This is a genomic window from Acinetobacter sp. ANC 3813 (assembly GCF_002135435.1).
Lineage (GTDB): Bacteria > Pseudomonadota > Gammaproteobacteria > Pseudomonadales > Moraxellaceae > Acinetobacter.
Genome location: NZ_NEGK01000003.1, coordinates 52,473 through 68,229, shown reverse-complemented (window position 1 = coordinate 68,229; position 15,757 = coordinate 52,473). Strand labels below are relative to the sequence as shown.

The 15,757-nt window shown below is 44.6% G+C and carries 11 protein-coding genes; 9 read left to right on the top strand and 2 right to left on the bottom strand.

Going from position 1 to position 15,757, the window contains the following annotated elements; translation table 11 throughout:
* Nucleotides 1-140: 140 nt before the first annotated feature.
* The 6 genes from mhpT (at nucleotide 141) to B9T34_RS05220 (ending at nucleotide 8,989) form a co-directional block, all read left to right on the top strand.
* On the top strand, nucleotides 141-1,358 hold the full coding sequence (mhpT, locus tag B9T34_RS05245; RefSeq protein WP_086212119.1) for a 3-(3-hydroxy-phenyl)propionate transporter MhpT: 1,218 nt from the start codon (nucleotides 141-143) through the stop codon (nucleotides 1,356-1,358).
* A gap of 47 nt (nucleotides 1,359-1,405) precedes the next feature.
* Nucleotides 1,406-3,505 (top strand): 3-hydroxyacyl-CoA dehydrogenase NAD-binding domain-containing protein, encoded by a 2,100-nt coding sequence (locus B9T34_RS05240; RefSeq protein WP_228147405.1) that lies wholly within the window; start codon nucleotides 1,406-1,408, stop codon nucleotides 3,503-3,505.
* Nucleotides 3,506-3,583: 78 nt separating this feature from the next.
* On the top strand, nucleotides 3,584-5,239 hold the full coding sequence (locus B9T34_RS05235; protein WP_086212118.1) for a long-chain-fatty-acid--CoA ligase: 1,656 nt from the start codon (nucleotides 3,584-3,586) through the stop codon (nucleotides 5,237-5,239).
* On the top strand, nucleotides 5,236-7,026 hold the full coding sequence (locus B9T34_RS05230) for an acyl-CoA dehydrogenase (protein ID WP_086212117.1): 1,791 nt from the start codon (nucleotides 5,236-5,238) through the stop codon (nucleotides 7,024-7,026). The genes B9T34_RS05235 and B9T34_RS05230 overlap by 4 nt, the downstream gene beginning before the upstream one ends.
* Before the next feature lie 20 nt (nucleotides 7,027-7,046).
* On the top strand, nucleotides 7,047-7,448 hold the full coding sequence (locus tag B9T34_RS05225) for a PaaI family thioesterase (protein WP_086212116.1): 402 nt from the start codon (nucleotides 7,047-7,049) through the stop codon (nucleotides 7,446-7,448).
* A gap of 281 nt (nucleotides 7,449-7,729) precedes the next feature.
* Complete coding sequence (locus B9T34_RS05220; RefSeq protein WP_086212115.1) at nucleotides 7,730-8,989, top strand: OprD family outer membrane porin; 1,260 nt, start codon at nucleotides 7,730-7,732, stop codon at nucleotides 8,987-8,989.
* A 171-nt stretch (nucleotides 8,990-9,160) separates the two neighbouring features.
* Here B9T34_RS05220 and tehB read toward each other — a convergent pair whose 3' ends face one another.
* A complete protein-coding gene (gene tehB, locus B9T34_RS05215; protein WP_086212114.1) occupies nucleotides 9,161-10,024 on the bottom strand; it encodes an SAM-dependent methyltransferase TehB in 864 nt (287 codons plus the stop codon).
* A gap of 186 nt (nucleotides 10,025-10,210) precedes the next feature.
* Complete coding sequence (locus B9T34_RS05210; protein ID WP_086212113.1) at nucleotides 10,211-10,639, bottom strand: OsmC family protein; 429 nt, start codon at nucleotides 10,637-10,639, stop codon at nucleotides 10,211-10,213.
* Nucleotides 10,640-10,786: 147 nt separating this feature from the next.
* Between B9T34_RS05210 and crp the strand changes: the two genes are divergently transcribed.
* The 3 genes from crp (at nucleotide 10,787) to clpB (ending at nucleotide 15,590) form a co-directional block, all read left to right on the top strand.
* Nucleotides 10,787-11,497: a cAMP-activated global transcriptional regulator CRP gene (crp, locus tag B9T34_RS05205; protein ID WP_086212112.1), complete on the top strand. Its 711-nt coding sequence runs from the start codon at nucleotides 10,787-10,789 to the stop codon at nucleotides 11,495-11,497.
* A 169-nt stretch (nucleotides 11,498-11,666) separates the two neighbouring features.
* A complete protein-coding gene (locus B9T34_RS05200; RefSeq protein WP_086212111.1) occupies nucleotides 11,667-12,716 on the top strand; it encodes an NADP(H)-dependent aldo-keto reductase in 1,050 nt (349 codons plus the stop codon).
* A gap of 294 nt (nucleotides 12,717-13,010) precedes the next feature.
* A complete protein-coding gene (gene clpB, locus B9T34_RS05195; RefSeq protein WP_086212110.1) occupies nucleotides 13,011-15,590 on the top strand; it encodes an ATP-dependent chaperone ClpB in 2,580 nt (859 codons plus the stop codon).
* Nucleotides 15,591-15,757 lie beyond the last annotated feature (167 nt).

The following is a 15,757-nucleotide window of genomic DNA, read 5'->3' as shown; positions in this document are numbered from 1 at the left end:
ATATAAGCAAAAAAGCGCCTTTTTTCTATTTTTATCTACGACTTTTTTCTAATACAAATAACGTCAAGCTTACTTGACAATAATTTCAGAGCAAATTAGTTTGGTTTGGCTAGGAATGCAAAACAAAAAGGATCGGTTGTATGGAACAGCAACAAAGTACGCAGCCTAAGGCTGTCATGACGATATTAATTTGTTTCCTCATTGCGTTTATTGAGGGAATTGATTTGCAGTCTGCAGGGGTTGCAGCTGCAGGTGTAGGGGCACATTTTGGTTTAGACAAATCTGCATTGGGTTTGTTTTTCAGCGCTGCGATTTTAGGCCTGCTGCCGGGTGGCCTAATTGGCGGACGTTTAGGTGACCGAATTGGCCGTAAAAAAGTGCTGATGATTTCAGTTGCGCTCTTTGGCTTATTTTCAATATTAACAGCGTTAGTGACAAGCTATCAGGGCTTACTGTTTGCTCGTTTTATGACAGGTGCAGGACTCGGTGCAGCGCTTCCAAATTTGGTTGCACTGGCCTCTGAAGCGGTAAGTGAAAAAGCGCGCGGACGAGCAATTTCACTCATGTACTGCGGTATGCCAATTGGCGGTATTGCAGTGTCATTACTGGCCAGCAGTGCTTTGGCTACAGATTGGAAAGTCATTTTTTATGTTGGCGGGGTTTTACCGCTCTTGGTTATTCCGTTGATGGCGCGATTTCTACCAGAATCACGCGCATTCTTGGCAACTCAGCAAGCAGCTGCACAAACAGAAAAAGCCAAATTCAGCGATTTATTTAACGCATTTTTCCGACTGCCTACGCTGCTGCTTTGGGTAGGCTACTTTTTCACCATGATGATGGTGTACATGCTGTTGAACTGGCTGCCGTCTTTATTGATGGATCTGGGTTTTCAAAAACAGCAAGCAACCATGGTGCAGATGTTCTTTTCAGTTGGCGCATTTGTAGGAACGATTGTTCTGGGTGTGCTGGTGGACCGCTGGAAAATGCAGTACGTCATTATTTTGATGTACAGCGGCATTGTTTTAGGTCTAGTGGCATTGAACAGCTTTGACACAGTGACTGCGATGTACTTTGCCGGCGCGCTGGTGGGCTGTTTCACCATTGGTGGGCAAATGGTGCTGTATGCCTTGGGCAGCCAAGTTTACCCAACACAAATGCGCGGTACAGGTGTAGGTACAGCCATGACAGTTGGACGTTTTGGCGCGATGGCAGGACCTGCAGTTGCAGGACAGTTTTTAGCCATGGGCAATGGCGCTACTGGGCTGATAGCCGCCTGTATTCCAGGCATTGTCATTGCGGCGGCACTTATTCTTATTTTGCTTGGCGCAATGAAAAAACGCGCTCAGGCCGCAGTTTAAAAGACCCGCTGCAGCAGTCCGAAGCAGGGCGCTGCAGCACAAAAAATATGAATCAATGGAAATGGAAGAAAAGCATGAATCAGGTCAACCGCATTTTGATTGAAACACAAGGCCAAGTCGGCATTGTGAATTTTCAAACAGATAAATTGAATGTGCTGTCACATGCATTACGTGCAGAACTGTATGCTGCAATTGAGCAGCTGCTGAATGATGCTGCGGTTCAATCAATTGTCTTGTCAGGTACTGCAAAATCATTCAGTGCGGGCGCGGACATTGCTGAGTTTGCAGCAGGTACACATCTTCAATTTCCATCATTGCATGATTTAGTCCATTTAATTTCAGATGCCGCGAAACCAGTAACAGCTGCAATTTCAGGTGCTGCACTCGGCGGTGGATTAGAGCTGGCTTTGGCTTGCCATCACCGTGTGGTTCATGCAAAAGCACATTTGGCATTACCAGAAGTTCATTTAGGTTTGTTACCAGGTGCAGCGGGCACACAACTGTTACCGCGTTATATTGGTGTAGAAACTGCTTTGGACGCTATTTTAACGGGCAAGCCGCTGAAGCTCAGTGTTTTACAAGATTCAGCTTTGCTGGATGTTCTGACTGATGCTGATGTAAAACAGGCGGCAATTGAATTTGCATCAGCACTCAGCACGCAGCCAGTTCATATTAAACATCAACGGATTCAGGCAACAGATGCACTAAATGACCTGCTGCAGCAAAAACGTGAAGCAGCAGGCAGCAAGCCGCAGCATATTGTGCAGCATGCGATTATTAATGCGGTTCAAGCAGCTGTGGATTTGGACTTTGAAGCAGGCTTTGCTCAAGAACAACAACTATTTCAACAGCTGACTTCAAGTGATATTTCTAAAAGCTTGCGACATGCTTTTTTTGCAGAACGTGAAGCCAAACATATTCCAAATTTAGATGCCGCTACAGCGGCAAAAGCCATTGAGCGTGTTGCTGTGATTGGTGCAGGAACTATGGGCAGCGGCATAGCCATTTGCTTTTTACAAGCAGGCTTTCCTGTCACTTTAATTGAAAATCAGCAAGCAGGATTAGACCGCGGATTAGCATTGATCACTAAACACTTTGTAGGACAAGTAGCTAAAGGTCGTTTGACTGAAGAAAAAGCCGCGGTGATTCAAGCGAATCTTTCAACGAGCCTTGAATATTCAGCATTAGCCAATGTTGACCTTGCTTTAGAAGCGGTGTTTGAAGATTGGGATGTGAAAACTTCTGTGCTCAAGCAAATGGATGCACATTTACCTACACATGCAGTCTTGGCAAGTAATACCTCTACCTTAGATTTGAATCAACTGGCGGCGCAAACCTCTCGTCCTGAATCTGTGGTTGGCCTGCATTTCTTCAGTCCTGCGCAAATTATGCCACTGCTGGAAATTGTACGCACAGACAGCACAGATCAAGCCACTTTAAAAACAGCTTTAGAGATAGGTAAACGACTGAAAAAAACCGCTGTGGTGGCAGGTGTTTGTGATGGGTTTATTGGCAACCGTATGTTGAATGCCTATTTGCGTATAGCTGGACTTTTGATTGATGCAGGCGCATCTCCGTATCAAATCGATAGTGCTTTAGAAAATTGGGGCATGGCTATGGGGCCGTTCCGTATGTGCGATATGGCGGGTAATGACATTGATTACATGATTCGTAAGCACCAGTTGAAACTTAATTCAAAGAAGAAGTTTTCAGGCTTTGCTGATCAGTTATTTGAACTGAAACGCTTTGGACAAAAGACCCAAAAGGGCTGGTATGACTACAGTCAAGGCAATCGCCGCGGCGATGTTGACGCAGAAGTAATTGCTTTAATTGATGCCTATCGTGCTGAACAAGGTATTACTGCAAAAGCATTCAGTGATGAAGAAATTGTCGCGCGCTGCATCTATGCCTTAGCCAACGAAGGATTCCGTTTACTTGAAGAAGGCATTGCTTTACGCCAGTCAGATATCGATGTGGTGTATTTGGCAGGTTATGGCTTCCCGCGCTGGCGCGGCGGTCCAATGTTCTATGCAGCAGAACAAGGGCTGGAAAACATAATTCACAGCATGGCGCAATTTGCCCAAGACCCGTATACCGATGCAGATTTTTGGCAGGTTTCTGCATTGCTGGCGCAGGCTGCAGCTTAAACGCTGCATGGCATAGAACAGACTTAGAAGGATTTGGTAGACCAGCTGAGATAATCACTGGGCACAGAGGATAGAAAAATGAGCACATTACACTTCAATCATTGGCCGCGTCATTTATCAAAAAATTTATCGTACCCACAAACGGGTCTGTATGAACATTTGGCGACCAATGCACAGCGCTATCCAGATAAAGTGGCAGTGAATTATTACGGCAGCCAAGTGACGTATAAGCAGCTGAATGAACGTGTAGAGCGTTTCGCTGGCTATTTACAGCAGCAGGAAAATGTTCAGGCAGGCGACCGTGTTGTGATCAGCATGCAGAACAGTGTCGCTTTCATTATTGCTTACTATGCCATTTTGCGCTGTGACGCCGTGGCTGTACCTGTGAATCCAATGAATAAGGCATTGGAGCTGGAATGGTATATCACAGACACAGAATCCAAAATTGCGATTGTAGGTTCAGAACTGGTTCATGAGTTTAAGTCGCTACTCGGTCAGACATGCTTAGACACCATCATCGCAGCGCGCTATGCAGACGATTTATTTACCCCAACAGAATTTGTGATTCCAGAAACGGTTTTGCAGGCGCCTGTAGTAGAAGAAACTACGCAAGTGGTGAATCTGCAAACAGCATTGCAGCATGCGCCTATTTGCACTCAAGCAGTACGTTCAGGCGAAGACTTAGCTGTGGTGTTGTATACATCAGGCACCACAGCACATCCCAAGGGCTGCATGCTGAGTCACCGTGCATTGGTTGCGCAGATTTTGACACAAATCAATTGGAGTCCTTGGAATAACACCGCAAAAGTATTGTCGGTTACGCCATTTTTCCATGTCACTGGCATGATCAATGCCATGTGCTTGCCCATTTGGCTGGGTGCAACGACTTATCTTATGACTCGCTGGGACCGGCTTTGTGCAGCGCAAGTGGTCGATATGCATGGCTTAACGCATTGGTGCTGTATTCCAACCATGGTGGTGGATCTGCTGGCTATGCCAAATGTGAATAAATTCAATTTTAAATCGTTCACTCATGTCTATGGTGGCGGCACAGGTATGCCGCATGCAATTGCGCAAGATTTTGAAACTTTAACGGGTATTGAGTTTATAGAAGGCTGGGGCATGACCGAAATGGCGGCGGGTGTGCATCTTAATCCTTATGGCCGCGGTAAGCGCCAATGTTTGGGTGTACCGCTGTTTGATGTAGACACTCGCGTGATTGACCCAGAAACAGGTACAGAGCTAGAGGTGCGCCAAAACGGCGAAATTATTTCAACCAGCCCATGTTTGTTTAGCGGTTACTGGAAAAACCCAGAAGCGACCGAAGCTTCATTTATTGAACATGACGGCAAGCGCTTCTTTAAAACAGGCGATGTTGGCTATTTTGATGAAGAAGGCTACTTCTTTATGGCAGACCGCTTAAAACGCATGATCAATGTGTCTGGCTACAAAGTTTGGCCATCCGAAGTAGAAAGCATTCTGTACCAGAATGAAAAGATCTTAGAAAATTGCATTATTCCCTGCAATAAAAATGACCGCGGCGAAAGTGTCAAAGCCATTGTGGTGCTCAAAGACAATCAGTCTATGACTGAAAACGAATTAAGACAGTGGTGCCGAGACAATATGTCGGCCTACAAAGTGCCGAAAGTGGTGGAGTTCGCAAATGAACTGCCAAAAACAGCAAGCGGAAAAATTAACTGGCGTTTACTGCAAGACAAGGAAATGAGCGCATGAATAGCTACAAAGCCCCTCTCAATGATCTAAGCTTTATCTTCAACCATCTTTTAGATCAAGAGCAATTGGCTCAGCTTCCGGGTTTAGAAGACTTAGGTGTAGATCTGTATGAATCTATTTTGGATGAAGCAGGTAAATTTGCTACCAATGTACTGGATCCGATCAATGCCAGCGGTGACCGTGAAGGTTTAAAAATTACCGATGGCGTGGTGACGACACCGAAAGGTTTTAAAGAAGCGTATGCGCAGTACACGCATGCAGGCTGGAATAATATTTCCTTAGAGCCTGAGTTTGGCGGTCAAGGATTACCTTATATTTTATCGACTGCGGTCAATGAAATCATGATGTCTGCGAACAAATCCTTCGTGATGTGTTCTGGTCTGACCATTGGCGCAATTGAAGCCATCAGCCATGCGGGATCAGATGAGTTAAAGCAAAAGTATTTACCAAAATTGGTCTCCGGCGAATGGGGCGGCACCATGAATCTGACCGAGCCGGGTGCAGGTTCAGATGTAGGTGCGTTAAAAACCAAAGCCATTGATCAGGGAGATGGCACTTACCGCATTCATGGTCAAAAAATCTTTATCACTTTTGGTGAGCATGATTTTACCGACAACATCATTCACTTAGTATTAGCGCGTTTACCCGATGCACCTGAAGGTGTGCGCGGTATTTCGCTATTCCTAGTACCAAAGTTTATGGTCAATGATGATGGTTCATTGGGTGAGCGCAATGATCTGCGCTGCGTATCCATTGAACATAAGCTCGGCATTCATGCCAGCCCAACTTGTGTCATGGCCTATGGCGATAACGAAGGTGCACTGGGTTATTTAGTTGGCGAGAAAAATAAAGGCCTTATGGCAATGTTTGTGATGATGAACATGGCTCGTTTAACTGTAGGTATGGAAGGCGTTGCTTTAACTGAGCGTTCTTACCAAGCGGCGCTTGATTATGCGCGTGAGCGTGTACAGGGCGTAGACGCTGAAACTGGGCAATCAGTTGCAATTATTGAACATGCAGATGTACGCCGCCAGCTGTTGCAAATGAAATCCAATGTGGAAGCTATGCGCGCGCTGTCATTATTTATTGCGCAAGCACAGGACATTAGCTTCCGCCATGCAGATGCAGAGGTACGTCAACACAATCAAGGCTTGGTGGATTTACTCATCCCAGTCTTTAAAGCTTGGGCAACAGAGACAGCATTAAAAACCACTACGATAGGCATTCAAGTGCATGGCGGCTTGGGCTTTATTGAAGAAACCGGTGTGGCGCAGTATTTACGCGATGCCGTGATCAGCGTGATTTATGAAGGCACAACTGCAATTCAAGCCGCAGACTTAGTAGGCCGTAAAGTGGTGAAAGATCAGGGTAAAAACTTAAGTGTGCTGATTGGCTTAATGAAGCAGACTTTAGCCCAAGCAGAAGCCAATGCAGATTTGGCGGATATTGCCTTTGAGCTGAAATATGCCATTGAACTGCTGGAACAGCATAGCCGCGCAATTGCAGGCCAGTTTATGCAGTCAACGAAGCAGGCGCTTTCGGTTTCTGTACCGTACTTAATGCTGACGGGCTTAGTGACAGGTGCATGGCAATTGGCGCAAAGCGCTCTCAAAGCATCTGAACTTTTAGCCGCAGGCGATAGCAACGTTAACTTCCTGAAAGGCAAAATTGAAACCGCACGTTTCTATCACAAAGCCGTATTGCCAGAAATCCGTGGATTGGCTTATACGGTGAGCAATACGGGCAGTGTAATTACAGGTTTTGATAATGCCTATTTTGGTGAATAAGTTTTGGAGAATAAGACCCAATGGCCTTTGATTTAAAAGCGTGTATTCACGGTTTACAACCCCCAGCGATTCATACCTTTCTTGGCGGAAAGATTGAAAGCATTCAGCAGGACGAATGGCAGGCGGTGATCAGCTATCAGCCGCGTCCTGAATTTTCCAATCCAATGGGCCAGCTGCAAGGCGGCATGCTGTGCTCCATGTTGGATGATGCTATGGGCTTATTTGCCATGCTAGCCCAAGAAGGTGCTCCTGCAGCTACGGTCACTATGAATGTATCGTTTTTAAGACCTTGTCAGCTGGAACAGGTCGAAGTTCATGTGTGCTTTGTTCGCCAAGGCCGCAGGATTTCCAATATTGAAGCTGTGGCTTATCAGCAAGCTAAAGCTGTGGCAAAGGCAACAGCCGCATTTACACCTGTTTAAAGGGTAAATAGCCCAAGCTAAACCATGATTTTTGCCTGCTTTCGAGGCGGGCAAAGATTAACTACATCGCTTTACAGACTTTTTAAATGCTCAGGCATATACGAATGAATCGCATCAGGATGATGCATAGGGGAAACAGGGAGAATCATTTGAAAGCACGTATGACCTAAAGATCATCAATTAGCAGCTGTCTAAACGCAGTACACCATCTCAGGTATTAACTTAAATTTCTATCGGCATTTGCCAATGGAACAGGGAACTTTTGTCTAAGGATTTTGAACATGAAAAAAACAGTATTGGCTGCGCTATGCAGCATTGCTACATTATCTCCAGCTGCATGGGCTGACTTTGTCGATGACAGCTCAGTCACGGTAACTGCCCGTAACTTTTATTTAGACCGTAATTTTACCGATCCAGAAGTCAAGCAATCTGCTGCCCGTCAATGGTCGCAAGGATTTATTTTAAATGCTAAGTCAGGTTATACCGAGGGGCCAGTCGGATTTGGTATCGATCTGTATGCAGGCGCAGGCTTTAACCTTTGGGGTAAAGAGGGTTATCAAGGAACTTCGTTAATGCCTGTAGATAAACAGGGCGATCCAGCAGATTCTTTTGGCAAAATTGGACTGACCGCAAAAGCTAAAGTGTCACAAACTGAAATTAAAGCGGGCACATTATTTCCCAACACACCTGTTTTAGTCGGCTCTCCAGCACGCCTATTGCCTCAAATTTATCGCGGTATGGCCTTAGAGTCGAAAGATTTGGACAGCTTTAAACTAGAAGCAGGCTATGTCGACCGCGTGACGCACCGCGATTCGAGCAACTGGGAAAAAATTAAGCTTTCAGGCGCGAATAAGAAATATCCTTCAGTGGAAACATCAGGACTGCATTATGCAGGCGGCTATTATTACTTTAACCCTGAGCGGGTTGTCGGCCTGTTCTATGGCAATCTGCACGAGGTCTATGATCAATATACGCTGTGGGCGAAAAACACGTATCGTTTTGATGACCGCTACAGTGTATTCAATGACTTCCGCTATTTTCGCACAGTCGATGAAGGTGAAGCGCTGGCAGGCAATATCGATAACCATCATGGCAATATGATTTTAGGTTTAGGTATAGATAACCACAAAATCAGCGGCGGTTACATTCATAACTCAGGCGATACGGGCTTTCCTTACTTAAGCGGCGGCGAAGCCAATACCTTTATTGACTCTTGGGCCAGCGACTTTTTAAACCCGAATGAAAAAGCGTGGTCCATCCGTTATGACTACGATTTTAAAGATCAGCTGCCGGGCTTAAGACTGATGACGCGCTATACCAAAGGCTCAGATATTCATCTTGAAAATTTAAAACCAGGGCAGGAACTGGAAGAGCGCAAATTTGGAATTGAGTTAAGCTATCAGCTGCAGAGCACGCCGTTAAAGGGTTTGTTTATCCGTCTGCGCCATGAAGATTACAAAAATGACTTCGGCCCAATGGCGACCTTTAAAACCGCCAAAGAGCAGCGTGTAAACATTGACTATACATGGAAGTTTAAATAGCCCTGAATAAAGCTATAAGTGCCATGAGCTGATCATTGCACGGTCTAAAGTTTGATAGCCTGCAGCATGCTCCTGCTGCAGGTTCTTTTTATTTATTTTAGAAGTTCGGCAGTATCTATGATTCATGTCAGATAATGCGGACACAAATTTCATGACTGATTTAGCTGCCGTTTAAATTTTTTGCGCCAGCAGTGTCGCAAATCGCTGTTTGATGCGTTTGCCTTGAGCATCTGTACGATGCAGTTCCCCGACATTTTCATTGTATTTTAAAATTTTCCAGCCCAAATAGTATTCATTCAGCTCATTGTGCTTAAAGCTGAATGGAAAATCAGGCTGTACAGGATAATCTGCAGTATCCATGGCGCAGACAATCAAATTGAATCCATCTTTTTGGGTCGCTTGCTGCATATTTTTAATCAAATGCGGAATGGTCTGGCGCTCTAAAAACATCATGACCACCGTGCAGCAGATAAAATCATAGAAACCGTCAATATGCGCATCGAGGTTCAAATCACGTGTTTGCGTATGAATGTTGCTGATCTGTTCTGTATGAATGATGTCATTCAGCTTTTGAATACTCATGGCATTTACATCCCATGCATCCACCTCAAAGCCGTGCTGCGCCAAATACAAGCTATTGCGGCCTGTACCGCAGCCAACATCCAGTGCTTTGCCTGACTTTAATTCTGGCATCGCCGCTAAAATTTCAGAATGCGTAGGCGTGAGCTGATATTTTTTTACAAAATAATCATCAGGGCTGCAGTAGAAACTGAGCTGGAATTTAGCATCTGTACTGGCTGACATAATTTTATGCCATGCTTGCGGTGTTATAAACGGGGGCTGCTGGTCTACTGTAAATAGATGTTCTGAAAGAACCTGACCTGATTCATCCAGCATGGCAAAGTTAATATCGCCCTGAAAAATTTGCAGCTTGGCCCATGTTCCTGCTTTGGTGTTATGCGCTTTTAAAAATCCAGCAGGGATGGTTTCAGCTGTCCATATCGGCAGCTGCTTATAACAGACTAAGTTTTCCATAAGGCCTAATCTTCTGAACGCTATAGATTGGAATGTAGCATGTGCGGCTAGGTTTCGGATGAACTTTGAAGATTGAATATGGATAGAGATGGGGAATTTGGCTCAAAAGTTCAAATAAAGAGACAGATGAACAAATATCAAAGCTAAAAAAACCGCAAAATCTGCGGTTTTTTTACACTTTAAATTTTAAACAGCAGCAGCTTCTAAAATTTCAAAGTCATGGGTAATTTCAACACCGCCGTCCATCAGCATTTTGCTGGCAGAGCAATATTTCTCTGCGGAGAGTTCCACTGCTTTTGCGACTTGCTTTTCTTTTACGCCATTGCCGCTAATCACAAAGTGCAGATGAATTTTGGTAAATACTGCTGGAATAGTGTCCGCACGTTCCGCTTTCAGGTCGCAGCGCACATCAGTAATATCTTGGCGAGCCTTCTTCAAAATGGTCACAATATCGAATGATGCACAGCCGCCAAGCCCAGTTAAAATAAGCTCCATTGGGCGAGCGCCCCGGTTTTCGCCGCCGTATTCTGGCGATCCATCCATGATTATAGTGTGGCCGCTTTGAGTTTTTGCTTCAAAAGCGACATTCTCTAGCCAATGAACACTCGATTGCATTGCAAGTCCTTAAAAAAAGCTATAAATTTACGCAGTACCTGTACACTAACATAAATGGAGTTGATAAGGAATTTCATCTCTTGCGTGTGACAAGTTCATCTTAGGTCTTGTGCGATCTATAAATTATCCATAACCGGAACTGTTAGCATGACTTCAAGCTTTTCACAACTTAGCACTGATGCACTGTCTCCAGGACAACTCCCAGAGTCAGTAAAAGCATTATTAAAACGTGCATATATTAATCGTTACCCTAAACGCACGACTATCGTGGATGCAGGATCAGAATCTAAATCTTTGTATTTAATTTTGAAGGGGTCTGTATCAATCATCTTGAGTGAAGATGATGAACGTGAAATCGTCGTTGCGTATTTAAACGCGGGTGACTTTTTTGGGGAAATGGGTTTATTCGAAACAAATGCACAGCGTACTGCGGAAGTCCGCACTCGTGATGTCTGTGAAATTGCCGAAGTAACCTATGAAAATTTTCATGAGTTAAGCAAACAATACCCAGATTTGAGCTATGCAGTATTTGCTCAGCTGGTTCGCCGCTTGAAAAACACTACACGTAAAGTTACTGACTTGGCGTTTATAGATGTTTCAGGCCGTATTGCGCGCTGTCTAATCGATCTTTCTTCGCAGCCAGAAGCGATGATTCTGCCGAATGGCCGTCAAATCCGTATCACCCGCCAAGAAATTGGACGTATTGTAGGGTGTTCACGTGAAATGGTTGGCCGTGTTCTGAAAACATTAGAAGAACAAGGTATGATTGAGACTGACGGTAAAGCGATTTTAATTTTTGATGCGTCTTTAGAGGCGAACAATGATTTTTCGTCTGAAGAGATTGATGACGAAGAATAAATATTCTTAGCCAGATAAAAAAAGCAAATCCTAGGGTTTGCTTTTTTTATGTCCGCCTTTCTCACATTTAGGCACAAAGTTTGATGAAATAAAGATTTAACTCTGGGCTTCGTTTTCGTTAGTCTAGCTATATTTGTAAAACCATGAATGCGAATCAACAGGAAGGCATATGCAATTCAAGACATTGGGTACATCAGGGATTCAGGTTCCAGAAATCTGTTTAGGCACCATGACTTTTGGTGAGCAAAATACACAAGAGCAAGGTTTTGCACAGTTGGATTATGCCCTGGAGCGCGGATTGAATTTTTGGGATACGGCGGAAATGTATCCTGTACCGCCTAAACCGGAAACCCAAGGTTCGACTGAAGCTATTATCGGCAATTGGCTGGCAGCGCGCGGCGGCCGCGACAAAGTAATCATTGCCTCTAAAATTGCAGGACCTTCGCAGGGCGGCAGCCAAATTCGAGATGGTCAGACCCGTTTCAGCGCTGCAGATATAGCGTCAGCGCTGGATGGCAATTTAAAGCATCTGCAGACGGATTATATTGATCTGTATCAGCTGCATTGGCCGCAGCGCCCAGTCAATTTCTTTGGCAAACTTGGCTATGGCAATGCAGAAGCACATAGCGAGCGTGAAGTGACAGATTTGGCTGAAACCTTAACTGCGCTCAGCAATGAGGTGAAAAAAGGCCGTATTCGTCATATAGGCTTATCGAATGAAACGCCATGGGGCACACTTAAGTTTTTGCATTTGGCAGAACAGCTGGGTTTAGAAAAATTCGTGAGCGTACAAAACCCATATAGTCTGCTGAACCGTACTTATGAAATTGGCATGTCTGAAATTGCTAAATATGAAGGGGTCGGCTTACTGGCGTATTCACCTTTGGCATTTGGCTTTTTAACAGGTAAATTCCGTCATGGCGCTCGTCCTGAAAATGCCCGAGTCACCTTATACAGCCGTTTTAGCCGCTACAGCAATCCGCAAAGTGAATGGGCGACTGAACAGTATGCCCAGCTTGCTGAGCAGCACGGTCTAACATTAACGCAGCTGGCTTTAGCTTTTATTAAACAGCAGTTTTTTGTGACCAGTACCATTATTGGCGCAACCAATTTAGAACAGCTGAAAGAAAATATTGATGCATTCGAGGTCAATCTTTCAGAAGAAATTTTACAAGGCATTGAAGAGATTCACCGTCAGCAGCCTAATCCAGCGCCTTAATTTATTTAAGAACGTAAAAAAGATCCAAAGTTTGGGTCTTTTTTATTGCTAAATCAGTCAAATGATCATCAAAAAAGCGGGTATTTTAGCCGTGAAGCATATACCTTAAAAATATTATGGATTTATTTACATAAAAGACTTGAAATTATTTTTAAGCAGACCAATATTAATATTGAAATCTATCACTTATTTTTATTTAAGTTTTTGAAAAATATAATAAAAATATAGTTGAAAATCTGCTGAGTGTTCCCATATATCCATCAAGTACCAAATTTGTTGTGAGGAATAACAAGAATGCGCTTTGAAAAATTTACAAACCGCCTGCAGCAAGCTTTATCAGATGCACAATCCTTGGCTATGGGCAAAGACCATACGGCTATCGAAGGTATTCATATATTGGCAACGCTGATGGAAGAGGCTTCAAATCTGAGCTTATTGCAGCAGTCTGGCGCAAATCTCCCTGAATTGAAAAGCAAACTGAATCAAGCGCTGTCTGATGCGCCGACATTGGCCAATCCAACGGGTGACATTAATCTCAGTCCAGATGCTGTTAAGGCTTTGAATTTGGCGGATAGCTTTGCCCAAAAATCAGGTGATGAATTTCTGTCTACAGACTGGGTGATATTAGGTCTGGCGGAAACTGGCGCGACGAAAACTCTATTAAATAGCGTGGGTGTAAAATCTGAGAGCCTGCGCAATGTCATTACAAAGATTCGGGGAGATGAAAAAGTCATGAGCAATAACCATGAAGACCAGCGCGACTCATTGAATAAATACACGCTAGATCTGACTGAACGTGCGCTGGCAGGCAAGCTCGACCCAGTGATTGGCCGTGATGACGAAATCCGCCGGACGATTCAAGTTTTATCGCGCCGTACAAAAAATAATCCTGTGCTGATCGGTGAACCCGGTGTAGGTAAGACCGCCATTGTAGAAGGCTTGGCGCAGCGCATTGTGAATGGTGAAGTTCCAGAAAGCCTGAAAGGTAAGCGTGTTTTATCTTTAGATATTGGCTCACTGTTGGCTGGCGCGAAATACCGCGGTGAATTTGAAGAACGCCTAAAAGCTGTGCTTAAAGATTTGGCAAAACAGGAAGGCGCAGTCATTCTATTCATTGATGAATTGCACACCTTGGTTGGCGCGGGCAAAGGTGAAGGCGCCATGGATGCCGGAAATATGCTGAAACCTGCCTTAGCGCGCGGTGAATTGCGCTGTGTGGGCGCAACGACCTTAGATGAATACCGTCAATTCATTGAAAAAGATGCAGCGCTTGAACGCCGCTTCCAAAAAGTTCTGGTTGATGAACCGAGTGTAGAAGATACCATTGCAATTTTGCGCGGCTTAAAAGACCGCTATGCAACGCATCATGGTGTACAGATTCTCGACTCTGCAATTATTGCTGCGGCGAAAATGTCACACCGCTATATCACAGACCGTCAATTGCCCGACAAAGCCATTGACCTGATTGATGAAGCTGCATCACGCATTAAAATGGAGCTGGATTCTAAGCCTGAAGCATTAGACAAGCTGGAACGCCGTTTAATTCAGCTGAAAATGCAGCTGGAAGTCGTGAAGAAAGACGAGGACGCGGGCAGTAAAGCTGAAGTTGCAAATCTTGAGCGGCAGATTTCTGAAGTCCAAAACGAATACAGCGATTTGGAAGAAGTTTGGCGTGCAGACAAAGCGCTTGTAGAAGGCAATAAAGGCTTACAGCTGAAACTGGATCAAGCCCGCATTGCTTTAGAAAAAGCGCAGCGTGAAGGCGATTTGGCTGAAGCAGGCCGCCTGCAGTACGGCGTCATTCCAGACTTGCAAAAAGAGCTGGAACGCATTGAAGCGGCAGAGGATAACGAAGCGCCCAAACTGCTGCGGAATAAGGTGACTGACAATGAAATTGCTGAAGTCGTCAGTGCGGCTACAGGCATTCCTGTTTCGAAAATGATGCAAGGTGAGCGCGAAAAACTCTTGCATATGGAAGAATTTCTGCATAACCGCGTTGTGGGTCAGGATGAGGCTGTAGTTGCCGTATCGAATGCAGTAAGACGTTCACGTGCAGGACTTTCAGATCCAAACCGTCCGAGCGGATCGTTCCTGTTCTTAGGGCCAACAGGTGTGGGTAAAACTGAATTGACCAAAGCTTTAGGTAATTTTTTATTTGACAGTGATGATGCGATTATTCGTGTTGATATGTCGGAGTTTATGGAAAAACATTCGGTCAGCCGTTTGGTTGGCGCGCCTCCGGGCTACGTTGGCTATGAAGAAGGCGGTGTTTTAACAGAAGCTGTACGCCGTAAACCCTATAGCGTTGTGCTGTTTGATGAAGTAGAAAAAGCGCATCCAGATGTGTTTAATATCTTGCTGCAAGTGCTGGATGATGGACGATTAACAGACTCGCAAGGGCGTGTGATTGACTTTAAAAACACGGTCATTGTGATGACGTCTAACTTGGGTTCAAGCGATGTGCGTGAACTGGGTGAAGGCGCAACAGATGCGGAAGTACGGGCTGTGGTCATGAATGCTGTATCTCAGCACTTCCGTCCAGAGTTTATTAACCGTATTGATGAGCTGGTGGTTTTCCATTCACTGCAAAAAGCGCAGATCCGCGGTATTGCCGATATTCAATTGTCACGCTTGCGTGCACGTTTGAGTGAAAAGGATATGAGTTTGACTGTAGATGACAGTGCTTTTGATCAGCTGATTGATGCCGGTTTTGACCCTGTGTACGGTGCACGTCCATTGAAGCGCGCAATACAGCAGCAAGTTGAAAATACCTTAGCGCAGAAGATCTTGTCTGGCGAGTTCCAAGCAGGAGATACCATTGTCATTACAGGTGACAGCGGACACCTTGCTTTTGAGAAAATGAAGTTAAGCTAATCTTTCTGCACATAATTTATTATCAAATTCACAAAAAAACCTAGCTTTGGCTGGGTTTTTCTTTTTTACGTTTGTCGTATTTTTCGTTTAAATACGTAAACCAGATTGCATTTATTTAAATGATAGAACTAATATGAGCACCGTTCCAAAGAGAACAGGGTTTAGCC

Coding starts and splice junctions, on each gene's coding strand:
- B9T34_RS05240 (WP_228147405.1), top strand. CDS start 1,406: ATGAATCAATGGAAATGGAAGAAAAGCATGAATCAGGTCAACCGCATT.
- B9T34_RS05210 (WP_086212113.1), bottom strand. CDS start 10,639: ATGCAATCGAGTGTTCATTGGCTAGAGAATGTCGCTTTTGAAGCAAAA.
- tehB (WP_086212114.1), bottom strand. CDS start 10,024: ATGGAAAACTTAGTCTGTTATAAGCAGCTGCCGATATGGACAGCTGAA.
- B9T34_RS05225 (WP_086212116.1), top strand. CDS start 7,047: ATGGCCTTTGATTTAAAAGCGTGTATTCACGGTTTACAACCCCCAGCG.
- crp (WP_086212112.1), top strand. CDS start 10,787: ATGACTTCAAGCTTTTCACAACTTAGCACTGATGCACTGTCTCCAGGA.
- mhpT (WP_086212119.1), top strand. CDS start 141: ATGGAACAGCAACAAAGTACGCAGCCTAAGGCTGTCATGACGATATTA.
- clpB (WP_086212110.1), top strand. CDS start 13,011: ATGCGCTTTGAAAAATTTACAAACCGCCTGCAGCAAGCTTTATCAGAT.
- B9T34_RS05200 (WP_086212111.1), top strand. CDS start 11,667: ATGCAATTCAAGACATTGGGTACATCAGGGATTCAGGTTCCAGAAATC.
- B9T34_RS05230 (WP_086212117.1), top strand. CDS start 5,236: ATGAATAGCTACAAAGCCCCTCTCAATGATCTAAGCTTTATCTTCAAC.
- B9T34_RS05220 (WP_086212115.1), top strand. CDS start 7,730: ATGAAAAAAACAGTATTGGCTGCGCTATGCAGCATTGCTACATTATCT.
- B9T34_RS05235 (WP_086212118.1), top strand. CDS start 3,584: ATGAGCACATTACACTTCAATCATTGGCCGCGTCATTTATCAAAAAAT.